8 protein-coding genes are annotated in these 12914 nt (G+C 52.7%); all 8 read left to right on the top strand.

Features of this window, described 5'->3' with window-relative positions:
• The first annotated feature begins 10 nt into the window (after positions 1 to 10).
• A complete protein-coding gene (locus tag VGR81_06970; GenBank protein HEV2288677.1) occupies positions 11 to 976 on the top strand; it encodes an SDR family oxidoreductase in 966 nt (321 codons plus the stop codon).
• A 548-nt stretch (positions 977 to 1524) separates the two neighbouring features.
• Positions 1525 to 2142: a glycosyltransferase gene (locus tag VGR81_06965; protein ID HEV2288676.1), complete on the top strand. Its 618-nt coding sequence runs from the start codon at positions 1525 to 1527 to the stop codon at positions 2140 to 2142.
• Positions 2120 to 3268 carry an N-acetylneuraminate synthase family protein gene (locus VGR81_06960; GenBank protein ID HEV2288675.1) on the top strand — a complete coding sequence of 383 codons (1149 nt, stop codon included), beginning with the start codon at positions 2120 to 2122 and terminating at the stop codon, positions 3266 to 3268. Before VGR81_06965 ends, VGR81_06960 begins: the two co-directional genes overlap by 23 nt.
• Before the next feature lie 133 nt (positions 3269 to 3401).
• Positions 3402 to 5336: an asparagine synthase-related protein gene (locus VGR81_06955; protein HEV2288674.1), complete on the top strand. Its 1935-nt coding sequence runs from the start codon at positions 3402 to 3404 to the stop codon at positions 5334 to 5336.
• Positions 5337 to 5488: 152 nt separating this feature from the next.
• Positions 5489 to 6862, top strand: a complete 1374-nt coding sequence (locus tag VGR81_06950; GenBank protein HEV2288673.1) for an oligosaccharide flippase family protein — start codon at positions 5489 to 5491, stop codon at positions 6860 to 6862.
• Positions 6863 to 7647: 785 nt separating this feature from the next.
• Complete coding sequence (locus tag VGR81_06945; GenBank protein ID HEV2288672.1) at positions 7648 to 8403, top strand: hypothetical protein; 756 nt, start codon at positions 7648 to 7650, stop codon at positions 8401 to 8403.
• Entirely contained in the window at positions 8367 to 9794 is a 1428-nt protein-coding gene (locus VGR81_06940) for a hypothetical protein (GenBank protein HEV2288671.1), read from the top strand. The genes VGR81_06945 and VGR81_06940 overlap by 37 nt, the downstream gene beginning before the upstream one ends.
• Before the next feature lie 1033 nt (positions 9795 to 10827).
• Positions 10828 to 12897: an asparagine synthase (glutamine-hydrolyzing) gene (gene asnB / locus VGR81_06935; protein ID HEV2288670.1), complete on the top strand. Its 2070-nt coding sequence runs from the start codon at positions 10828 to 10830 to the stop codon at positions 12895 to 12897.
• Positions 12898 to 12914: the final 17 nt, after the last annotated feature.

Below are 12914 nucleotides of genomic sequence, written 5' to 3'. Positions count from 1 at the left end.
TCCGCCGTTTTTGAAAATCATCCGCTTGGTAAAACTGCTGATTACCGGCGCAACAGGCCTCTTAGGTTCAAGTCTGGTTCGTTATGGCGCCGCTCATTCCTATGACGTGATTGGTGTTTCGCATGTACCTACCAAGGCTGACATGGGAATTACGCAACGTTTTTTTGATCTGACAAATCCAGATGTGACATCGCGGCATTTGAGTGATTTGCGGCCGCAAGCAATCATCCACTGTGCAGCGATGACAAATGTTGATTATTGCGAAAAAGCGCGAGCTGAGGCATGGAAAGTGAATGTCGAAGCGACGAAAACAGTTTCGCATTGGGCTGAGGCTCACAGCGCGCAGTTTGTTTTCATTTCAAGCGATTCGGTGTTTGATGGCGGTGCAGGCGACTACGATGAGAATGCTGCAGCGCATCCATTGAACGAATATGCGCGGACTAAGGTTGCAGCAGAAGAAATCGTGCGCGAACGGATGCCGAGAGCCCTGATTGTGCGAACGAACTTCTATGGACAGAGTTGGAAAAAAGGGAAAGCCAGTCTTGGCGAATGGATGCTGGGAAAGCTTTTGCGGAAGGAATGCTTTAATGCGTTCGGCGATGTTCGATTCAACCCGCTTTTGACGAATGCTCTCTCTAAAATCATTTTCGAATTGGTCGCGCGCAAGGCTTGCGGAAACTTCCACGTCGGAGCGAGGGATAGCTGCTCCAAATATGAGTATGCTCGAATGCTGGCAAACATCTTCAATCTCGATTCCAACGGGATAACACCTGTTTCCGTCAGTGCTTCTTCCCTTGACGCGCGACGGCCGCGAAACACGACATTATGCGTCAGCAAAGTAACCGGCTTTCTGGGACGAGAGATGCCATCTGTTGAAGATGGCTTGCGGTCTTTCTACCAAATGACCGACGAGGGGGGAATCGCGCGGCTCATGAACCGAAGAGCCAATTCTCTCGCGATGACAAGTGTGGGGTAACTGTGGCCCGGATTCTCTATGTGTCACAAGCCTATTCGACGCATGATTATCGATTTCTCGAGCTACTTGCCCATTCGGAGCACGAAGTGTGGTTTCTCCCTTGTGCCCCTGAAAAAACTCACGTCGAAGCACAGCCCATTCCTGTCGGGATCCATACGCTTTCGCCGCTTTGCGAAAAAGATTGCCGAGCTTTCCGGTGGAGCTGGGTTCGTGCGGCGATGTGCTTTCGCAAAATTGTGAAGGTTCTCAGGCCTGATCTTATACACGCCGGTCCTGTACAGACATGCGGCTTTTTCGCAGCGTCATCGGGTGTTCATCCACTACTGATTGCATCGTGGGGGACGGACGTACTGTCTACTGCAAGTTCATCCTTTTGGATGAAGGGTCTCACAAAATTCGTATTGAGGCGCGCGGACATGGCGATTGGAGACTGCGAGGCCGTTCGAAAGCAGATCTCCAAGCTGGGGCTGCTCACACGCGACAAGATAATTAGCTTTCCCTGGGGGATTCGTCAAAGCCATCTTCGCGGTAAAAGTCGAATACTCGGATTGCGAAAGATATTCGGTTGGGAAGACTGCAAGGTCGTCGTTAGCGCACGCGCACTTGAGGCGAGTCACGGCGCGATGGATTTCGTGCGCGCCATGACTTGTATTGTAAACCAGCAGCCAGACATCCGGGTGCTGATGCTTGGCGACGGTAGCCTGATGCCCGAAGTCCGCGGATATGTCCAGTCGCGTGGAATCGCGGAGAAATTCCACTTGGCGGGCCAAGTTCCTGAAGATCTCGTGCCGGACTATTTCGCGGAGGCGGACTTGTATGTCAGCGCGGCGCCTTGCGATGGAAGCTCGATCAGCCTTCTGCAAGCGATGGGATGCGGACTGCCGGTTGTCGTGGCCGATGCAGGCGGAAACAGGGAGTGGGTCAAACATGAAACGAATGGCTGGCTTTATCTGCCGGCGAATATTGGTGCGCTCGTCGCTGCGACTGGAAAAGCTCTGGATTCCTCGGAGCTATGGCCACAGATGGGACGAACCAATGTCAACATCGTGAAGGCGCGGGCAAATTGGGACGAGAATTCACAACAACTTCTTTGCGCCTACGAGACGTTGCTCCACCACAAGCATGCGAAGGAGAAACATTCCGATGCCGAGCTTCAGAATCGGTAAACGAACGATAGGAGACGGAAATCCATCATATTTCATCGCGGATATTGCTGCGAATCATGACGGTTCATTCGATAGAGCGACGAGGCTCATCCGGCTTGCTAAGCAGGCGGGCGCGGATGCCGCCAAGTTTCAACATTTTCGTGCGCCCAAAATCGTCAGCGATTTTGGATTTTGCGCACTCGATGGACGGTTAGGGCATCAGGCAAAATGGCAAAAATCTGTCTATGAGGTTTACCAGGAAGCGTCGCTTCCTTGGGAGTGGACCGCTGAACTAAAAGCATGCTGCGACCATGAGGGGATCGATTTTTTGTCCACCCCATATGATTTCGAGGCCGTGAATCTGCTGGCTCCGTATGTTGCCGCCTACAAAATCGGTTCCGGAGACATTACGTGGACAGAGATGCTTGAGAATGTCGCCAGTCGGACCAGACCAGTGATTCTATCAACCGGTGCCTCGAACATGGGTGAAGTGCAGCGCGCGATGGAGGTCATTCGAGTCAGGAATTCCCAATTTGCTCTTCTGCAATGCAACACGAATTACACAGGAGATGCTAGCTGTTTCGATCATGTCCATTTGAACGTTCTACAGAGCTACGGTAAATGTTTTCCCGACGCGGTTCTCGGCCTATCGGACCATACTCCAGGCCATGCTGCGGTGCTCGGAGCCGTGGCACTGGGAGCGAGAATTATTGAAAAGCATTTCACGGACGATACGAATCGAGCTGGGCCCGACCACGGATTTTCTATGACGCCGGAAACGTGGAATGAGATGGTCGAGCGGACGCGGGAGATGGAACGCGCTCTAGGATCTCCGGAAAAATGCGTCACGGAGAACGAGCGAAAAACTGTGGTCGTGCAACGGAGATGCCTTCGTGCGGCCTGTAATCTTTCTACAGGAAAGGTCATCGAACGATGCGATCTGGAAGTGTTGCGGCCAGCGCCACTCGGGGCAATTCTGCCGTACGAAATTGACAAAATACTTGGTCGGCGACTGCTCCGTCCCGCAAAAAAAGGCGAACATTTTACATGGGCTCATTTTATGGGAGAAACTGCGCCAGTTCGGAAATCCTTGAAGAGCGAGAAATCGGACTTCGCAAGAAGTATCAGTCTGGAAGCCTCGTCGTAAGACGCATCGGGTGAAAAAAACGCCCAACAATTTCCCGGCATTTTGGGGAGCGATCGGAGAAAGTCTATGGCAAGTTGCCACAGGCGACGCTCCCCGGGAAGAGTCTACGGAGTGCGTGCGGAAGTATGAAGGCATGCACATACAAGTCTTCGCGCGTGAAATCAATGGGTGGCCGCAAAGTCATTGGAAATCTTATCGTCAGGGTCCAGATCCTTTCGACATTTTCGTTTGGGGCCAGCCATTCATTGCCAGCGACGCCAGATTTGACAAAGGCACAGAGGTCCGCAGAGCCGATCCGAGAAATATTTGTGAATTGATTGGGGCCCTTTATGCGAATCATGGTACGGAGGCATTTGCTCTGCTGGAAGGAAATTTCTGCCTGCTCGTTTCAGATCCGGTTGCCCGCGAGGTGTTTCTCGTCGTGGACAAGTATGGATGCGAGGACATTTTCATTCGCGCGGATCAAGCGGCGCTGCGGTTCGCGTCTCACCCACAATACCTAATGGATGCTGCGACACAGATCAACCCACTGACCGCAGCGTTTTTTCTGGCCCACGAAGGTTTTGTGCCTGCGTCATTTACCTTGTTTGACGAAGTCAAAACAATCGGACGCGGGCGGTTCCTTCAATGCGAAATCAGTGAACGGGGCCCAAACGTCACGATTGAACGCTACTGGCACCCGTCTCGGACTTGGGATTTGAAATCCAATTCCGAAGCGATACACGAGTTTTTGCCTTTGCTCAGACGGGCCGTCGAGCCGCGCCAAATGGGCCATGCCGGGCTCTTGCTTTCCGGAGGAACGGACTCGTCGCTGCTTGCAAATCTCGTCGCAGAGCGTCAAAAGGAAAAAATCCTCGCACTTACTGGCGGAGTCGCCACTGACGATGGAAGCAGAAGAGAGATTGGCATAGCACATGCCTTAGCGGAGGCGCTTGGGATTTCTCACGAAGCGGTTGTTCTGGACCCATCTGACGAGACATTACCGAACGAATGGGAGTTGAACGTGCAATCGTGGGTCGGTGGGACGCGCATCACGCTTCCGCTGTTTTATCGGTTCGGGATTCGCCAACGGCAAGTGTTCGGAAAAGGGTGTGGCGTTTTTTCGGGCCAAATGGCGGACACCCTGGCAGACAACAATTACACGGGGCCATCGCTGGGCTATTTGTTTCGCCGAGGATTGTTTTCGGCGAACTTTCTAAAGTTGTTGCCACTTCTGCAAAACTCGACAAGGCGAATGCCGGACCAATTCCGCAAATGGTTCATTGAAATGGTGCGAGTATGCGCCGGTTCGCGAGTCGCTTGGATGCTGGAAAGCCTTCTAGACGGTCTAACCAACGCAGAACACTTTTATGATGGACGTATGTTTGGATATGGGGAGATGCCGGGTAGATCGCGGAAGTACTTCCCGGCGCTCACTGTTTCTGGGTTTGAATGCGTGGCCGATTGGTATTCGGACTGTTTTGTTCGGCCACTCATCGAACGCCTCGAAGAAGGAGATTTCTATTGCGCGATGACCGAATTGAGCATGGACATGGCGATGCTCCATCTCGACACTCGGCTCGTGTTCCATGCGCTTCGCCTCGGTGGTGCCAGGGCCGAGATGCCGTTTCTAGATTCGCGCGTAGTGAACTTTTTTGTGAGCTTGCCTAGTTCGGGGCGCGCGCTATATCGGGAGCCGAAGCATGTGATCCGGGCGCAACTTAAGAAACCGAATATGGCTCGCCCACGGCGTCGTAAATGGTTTAGTCATGGGCGAAAAGAAAAAGCCGCAGCTTCATTTGACGAGTTATTGCTACGCGGAACTCTTGGCGAGTACTTTCGCGGCATTCTTTCCGTGCCGACATTTTTCTGTCAAGCGCCCGGCATTTTCGGCGTGATTGATGAGCGCTATCTGTTCAGCCAACTGCAAGCTTTTCTTAGCGGCGCGCCCAGCGTCAATTACAAATTTATATCACGCTTGGGCGCGCTCGAAATGTGGAGCCGCATGCTTGGGGTACAGACATGCAGTGCTCGGTTATCCGGCGCGGCAGTACCATTCAGAGATAAGCTTGAGCGAGTTCAGTCATAAACACTTTCACAAAACGCGCCTTTGATTATGACACCGCTGTTCTTGGATGCGGCCAAACCATTGAAGAGGAGGCGGGACGCAAGTTTGCGCGAGATATCGTTTTCTCTAATCTTCCTCTCCCTTTTCGAAAGGTACGGACATATTTGTGGCTGGTGGTATTAACGCGTACGTTGGGACTGGCCGGATTTGGGGCATGGTCGCTTTTTATTGTGACTCTCAGCATGACAATGACCGTCTCCACAATGAATTGTGGCTCGTCATTGATGCGTTTCTTGAGCGGGAATCGAAAGCCTTCGGAAGTGAACGAAGCGATTTCTACGGTGTTCGCGATGGTCAGCGGAGTTGCGCTGATTGTTGGGATCGCACTCGTCTGTTTTTCAGGCGTGTTTGTCAGGCGCGCGTTTCATTCCTATCAGAGCGGCGGCATCTTGCTCGCAGCATTAATCGCGGCTCTATTCTTCGATTCCATATTTGAAGAAATAAAAAACTTGTTGCGGGCGCGGCGAGAAAATCGATTATGGGCATATCTTTGTCTGACGCGGCTCATCCCGGAGACGCTCGTTGTTATCGCGGTCGCTTACGTGGCTGAAAGCGTGGCGGCAGCGGCATGGAGTTATGTGGCCATCGCAGCGCTAAGCGTTGCCGGTGGGATGGTCTATTTACGTGCTCGGCAGGGCGTGCGGATTGTCAGGCCATCGCGGCACATATTTTTAAAATATGCACGCTACGGCCTGCCGCTCCTGCCAGGTGTTTTAGCATCGACACTGTCTTTGGGCGCGGACAAATATGTTGTCAGTTGCTACTTGGGACTACAAGAAGTGGGTATCTACAGCGTCTGTTTTGCGATTTCGGCATTAGTGTTTTTCTCGACTGGCGCGATCAATGACGTTTTGTTCCCGGAATTGTCGGCGCTCCATGACCAGAACGACCAGCAGTCGTTTCGGAATCGATTTGAGAGCGTCCAGAAGTTTGTCTTCGGGTTTGGTGCAGGGGTCGCGGGGCTCATGGCGTTTTTCCCGCACGACATTCTCAGAACTGTCGCGTCGCATGATTTTGCGCCGGGGGCTTCGACGCTGGCCGTTCTCGGCGTGCAAGGGATTTTCATGGCTTTTATCCTTCTTTACGTGGTGATCCTAAATGTTCACTTCCGTGTCTGGACGACAACTGTGTTTTGGGCCGTGAGTGGTATTGCGATCGTCGGCTTTGACGTGCTGCTTGTTCCTCGCATCGGCATTGTCGGCGCCGCGGTCGGCCAGTTGCTCGCGACGGCCGGCGGAGCAGCCATACTGATCGCCATGCATTGGAAACTGTTCCGGCAAACGTTTCGGCCGACGTGGGTTTTGCAAATCAGTTCTGCATCCCTGGGTGTGTACATTCTTGCTGTCGTCTGGCACCCAGCGATGGCGACACTCTTGGACAGCATTGCGCGGATTCTTGCAGGCGGTGGGGTGTTTCTAGCATGCCTGTGGGTTACTCGGTATATGACTTTGAGCGACCTGCGACGTCTCAAAAAGGCGATGCCGTGAGCCTAATTCATTCACATTCCGAGTCGTACTTCGATTGACATTTCAGGGGCGATTCAACCTCTCGCAAAATAATGAACATACTGCTGATCTGCAAAGGCGAGTACCGATACTTTTTCCCCGCCATTGCGCGAGAGCTCAGGGAAGGCCACGGCTGTGACGTCAGCGCGGTGGCCTTTACATCTCCTGCTTTCCGGATGCTCGATGCGAGTGGCGCATTCAATGAAGTATTCAATTTGGCGGCGTGGCTGAAGAGTTTTATCTCCGGTTTCAATTTGGAAACGAGCATTGAGTCACTTCGCGAATTCGAGGATCAGCACGAATGCCAAGGCATGAATATGATGCTTTCGGCCGATCGAATTATCAGCACCTATTCATTTGAACGTGGAATTCGGACCCTGGAAGGCATTCGCAGATTCTGGGAGCACATTTTAGACCGGGCACCGATGGATGCGATACTGGGAGAGATCTCCTGTGCTACGGAATGGATTGCTTGGTGTGTGGCCCGGCGAAGGAACATTTCTTATCTGTTGCCGTATCCTGCCCCGGTGGCGAATCATTTCTTCTTTTTAGATGGGCCTGCTGGTTTGTGGCATTCCATGCGAGAGCGATTTGAGACAGTGAAAACGCGCACGTTGAGCCATGAAGCGGCAAACAGAGCTACGCAGTTTGTGCACAGATTCCGGCGGCAGAAGATCAAAGCCCCTTTTCTCGGATGGGCACAGCACTCGCCGCTGGTTCCTAGATTGCGAGATCTGGCGAGAAGAGGCGCAAGAATCCCATTTCGAGTGCAGACCTTCCTCGAGGATGGCAAATTCGAGGTGGGCTCGTACCATGGGTCACCTCCGTGGCAGCCAGTATGGCAAGACACAGTCCGAATCTCCAGACACGTCGTAAGCGAAGCCGCAATTTTCGACCGCAGGATTGCGAGCGGTCCCAAGATCTATTTCCCGCTGCACGTTCAGCCGGAATTCACGACGGACGTGCGAGCGCCTTTTTGCACGAATCAGATGGCAATCATCGAGAATATCGGTAAAAGCTTGCCAATCGGCTATCGGCTAATGGTGAAGGAACATCCGGGTATGAAAGGCGAGCGAAAGCTGAGCTACTATCGCGCAATAAAAAAACTGCCGAATGTGCGATTGCTGTCCCCCTCTGTTGATAGTCATGACTTGATTCAACAGTCGGACGCGGTTGTCACAATTACCGGAAGCAGTGCATGGGAATCCATCCTCTACGAAAAACCGGTGGTTGCGCTTGGCTCGCTTTGCTACGGTTTCTGCGGCCTTGTTTATCATTGCCAAAGCATTGCGGAATTGCCCGGGCTGCTATCGAAGGCCCTGTACGATTTCCGACCGAATCGTGATCTGCTTTTGAAATTCGTCTGGTCGTTTCTGGAATCCGCGTACTACCTGGAGTGGGGCGACCCGGTCCGCAACCCTGCAGCCCTTGCAAGGGCAAACATTCAGAAAATTGGAGCTGCGATCGTATCCGAGATTGCATCGCGATGCCCGTCGCGAGCCCCGGTGTTCGTTGCCATCTGACAGTGGAAATAATCGAATTTTGCGCGCTCTCGCTCGTCAATCTGGGCTTGATCGCTTTGATTATTCGGAAATGGAGCCTCGTATCGGCCGAGGGTTTTTGCATGGCCTATCTGGGGATGGCGGTGCTCACAGATAATGTCGACCTCCTTTTCCGCTACATGCTTTCGCCTGCCGCATTGCCCCTTGGATATCGCGAATTTGCTTTTCGACTTTACCCGACGGAAGTGCACATCCTTGGCCTCGTCGTTCTTATAGTTGGATTGCTTTTAGCGAATGGTAATCCGCGTCCCATTGCGCAGGATCTGAGCCGGGCCGATCTCCATAAGCTGTGGCATATAGGAATCGCGATCACAGTAGTAGGCGTAATTCTAGGCGTTATCGCGTTGTTTCTTGTAGGAGCTACTTCGGCTCCGAACTTCTACGGCGCTCTCAATAGGTTCCGGGATGAAGCAATACCATTCGGAGGATTTTGGTATCGAGGAGCGGACATTGCCGTTTTCGGTTTGGCGCTCACGCTCCCCAGTTTGAGTGGAAGAAGGTCTCTCATTGCGGTCGTTCTGACGGCTATGATGTGCATTTCGTTTTTCCTGCGCACGAATAAGGGCGGACTTGAGGAGCCGATTCTATGGGCAGGCATAGCTCTTTATGTCTATAACCGCGCTCTATTCAAGTCGCTTTGGAACACTCGCCTTATGGTTTTTGTGTCTGTGATCGTATTCTTCGGTGCGGGAGCAAAAACCTGGTTTTTGCCTCGCGTGTTGACCCGCCAGTCACAAGGAGCAACGACTATTGCGGATTTTCTCAAACTTGCGCGTGCGACCACCGCGACGCGCTGGGGTGATGACAGCCTCTATCGCGGTTATTGCCAGTTCGTCAACGTTCTGCCCGACAATCAAAGTTTGTTTCGCGGTTCTAGAGTCGGAGTCTATGCGTTGACGAGTTGGCTTCCCCGCTTGATTGATCCAAACAAGCCGGATCACCCGTTTCGCGGCCTTGGCTACATGATTTATTCCGATTATCACACGTACCCGGCCGAAACTCCCGCGCCGACTCTTGTCGGATCAGCTCTTGCTGACTCTGGTTTTACTAGCTTGACCGAATATTTATTTGCTGCGGCCATTTTTCTAAGTTTGCTTCGCCGCTGGGCCACGCGAACCCATGGCTCGCTTTACTGGCACGTGGGATACATGTTTTTTGTCGTTTTTGGCGGTTTGTCCGCTGACGAGGGAATTCTGGGAACGCTATATACGCTTTTCTTCGCTTATGCGGTGATCGTCACTGCCTGTCTGATTGCCAAAGTAACAGAGCTGTTTTCCATTCATGCGCATGCTGGTTTTGCTTCGCCCCGCTTGACGCTGCGATCGAATGAGAGCTGGTCGATCCGCACCTGAATACAACGCAAAAAACTGACTTGTCCACAGATGAATGCAAAAACTATTTGCGCGTCGGCCAGGCCAAGATTCGCATCCGACCGGATCGCGGCATCCTCTTTGTTGATACACAGGGGCTAGGGGACGTCGTGCAGAGCCTGCCACTGCTCAAGGCAATCTGTGTTCGGGCAGAAGGGAAGTGGCCAGTCAAAGTCCTTTTTGCAACGCGAGAGCATTACGATTTAGTGCGGGAAGAAAACCTTATAATGGTTCCGTACTTTGTTCAACATCTCCGCAGAAACCCTTCCGGACTCCTTCGACTTTGGCTCTCGCTTTTGCGAAGGTCAGATTTAATCGTTTGTCCCCCGGAAATGTCTGCAGCGAAACTTGTAGCCCTGAAAGTAGCAACTGGCGCGCGTCACGCGATCGGTGAAGCATCGCCCCCTGTCAGCTGGTTCTTGACTTATTCTGTGGAGACAAGCTGGACGCGTCCGTTCCCCGCAACTCAAGATGAAATTGCGCGGGCCATAGGTCTCGATCCACCTTTGCTTCCACCGTCAATCCGGACCTCTGTAGAAGAATCGGCGTGGGCTTTGCGGGAAACAAGAGATGCTGGCTTACAAGGCCGCGGACCGATTGTGGGCGTTCAATGCTCGTCTGTCGTACCCTCGAAATCGTGGCCGGCCGAAAACTTCGGAGCCTGTATCCGCGCCCTTTGCCGCCTAACCCCAAACCTCAGTGTTATAAGCTTCGGTACATTTAGGGAGCGCAATGCTGCGGAAACTGCTCACGGCATCGTCGGCAATGTTCCGTGGATCGAGGGCACGGGAAAGTGGAACATTCGAAAGACTCTCTCGATGCTTAAACGCTGCGACCTCTTCATTTCTGGGGACACGGGTTTGATGCACATGGCAGCTGCCGTAGGTACGCGGACGATCAGCATTTTTGGACCCACTTCAGCGAGCCGCCGCGCACCCATAAATCGTAGCGCGATCGCGATATGTCCGAAGACATCTTGCCATCCCTGCTTTCGTGGTCGATGGACACCGTGTGAGTGCATTCGCAGAATTCTTCCCGAGGATATTATTCCCGTTGCCGCCAAACACCTCTGTTCAAATTTGTCCATGCGCGAATATCTTCCTGCTATGGGCGAAGAGATAGGAAGCGTAATTCGATAGTGTGCGGGATATTCGGTATCGCTTCGGACCGCGGAGTTGATCCAGCGATGCTATGGTCGGGAACTCATCTGGCAGGTCATCGCGGCCCAGATGATTGGGGGTTCGTCAATCTCGCACCCGCTCGGTTAGTAGGGACAAGGCATCGAAGATGGCGCTACCTTGAGCAGAGTGACCGGCTCGGCGACTACCGCGTGGGCCTAGGATGCAGACGCCTGAGCATTCTCGATCTTTCCGAATCTGGTCGCCAGCCAATGAATCTGTCTGGTACGGATCTTTGGATCGTATTCAACGGAGAAATCTATAACTACATTGAGCTACGTGCCGAGTTGGGAGCAGGGTATCGCTTCAAGACGAATAGTGATACAGAGACGCTTCTGGCGGCATACGACGCGTGGGGACCAGCGTGCCTACAGAAGCTGAACGGCATGTTTGCTTTCGCCATTTGGGATGGATTGAGGCGACGACTTTTCTTAGCGCGTGACAGATTTGGCGAAAAACCCCTCTATTATTTTCATCGGAATGGCCAGTTTGTTTTTGCCTCCGAACTGAAGCAAATCTTCAACGATCCGAAATTTCCACGCGATGTCGACGAAACCGCCCTCGCGGATTTCATGTTTCTATCTGTTCAGGACCATGACGAGCGGACGTTCTTCCAGTATGCAAAACAACTTCGTCCCGCGCATTTTCTGGAATTTGAACTCGACGCCGGGAAATTACAACGACCGCAGTGTTATTGGCGGCCTGAAGTCGCGGATGATCTGGACACGAGCTGCGATGAGCGCTTTCAAAAGCGACTCCCTGAGTTGCTTTACGATTCCGTCCGGCTGCGGCTGAGGAGCGACGTTCCGGCTGGGGTGTGTCTCTCGGGTGGATTGGACTCGGCAGTAATATGCGCTGTTGCAGCATCTCAACTGACCTCGTCGACCTCACTTTCTGCTTACACGATGACGTTTCTGGGCCATCCTGAGGACGAATCCTCTGAAGCTGCATCTGCTGCCGAGCACTTTGGTATTCATAACATCGAACTGTCGCTCACGGGCGGCACGATTTGGAATCAGCTCAACGATTTCGTTTATTACCAGGATGGACCTGCAGGCGGCGCTTCAATATTTGCATCCTGGCAAGTTTTTATAAGTGCACGTGCCCATGGCACTAAAGTTCTTCTTAGTGGACAGGGCAGCGACGAATTGTTTGCCGGCTACAATAAGTTCTACTTTTTCTGGCTCGAGACATTGTTGGCTCGCGGACTTTTGCTGCGCTTTGGAGCTGCCGCTGCGAGCTATTTTTTCAGGAATGGTCTGAGTAAGTGGAGTTATGCCGATGGGCGAAAATATCTCCCGCCATTCTTGCGAAGACCAGCTATGAGTTTATGGGATTTCAGCGATTGGGACTTCCGGCGCAGCGCCACAAAGGGAATGGACTTGGGGAAGGGGGAAAGTCTCAATGTGCGTCTGTGGAAGGATCTCAGCGAGTTGAGCTTGCCGTGTTTGCTCCATTGGGAGGATCGCAATTCCATGGCGGCTGGTACGGAAGCGAGGATGCCTTTTTTGGACCACCGGCTCGTGGAATTGGTTCTAGCTACATCGGCTCACACGAAACTCAAATCCGGCTACACGAAATCCTCGCTCCGCCATACCATGAGCGGAAGCTTACCGGTAGATCTGTGCTGGCGAACGAAGAAAAACGGTTTCGATACTCCGGCGAAGCACTGGTTCAAAAATGATCTGGCCCAGCAAACAGAACAGACGCTCTTGGAGAAGCATTCGCCGCTCGCCGAATTCTTCGATATGGCCCGTCTGTATGGACACTTCAAATCTTTCCGAAGTGGGAACGGCAGTTTAGGACTGACTGCCTGCGATTGGTTCAAAATTGTCACGACCGGCATTTGGCTGAAGCAAGTTCAAACACAGACTGCGATTTCAGAGCCTGCTTTAGCAGTGAGATAACGTCAGAATCGAAGAGA

The organism is Candidatus Acidiferrales bacterium (assembly GCA_035934015.1).
Lineage (GTDB): Bacteria > Acidobacteriota > Terriglobia > Acidiferrales > UBA7541 > DAHUXN01.
The sequence above is the reverse complement of the archived record's forward strand: the minus strand, read 5'-3'. Positions and strand labels throughout refer to the sequence as shown.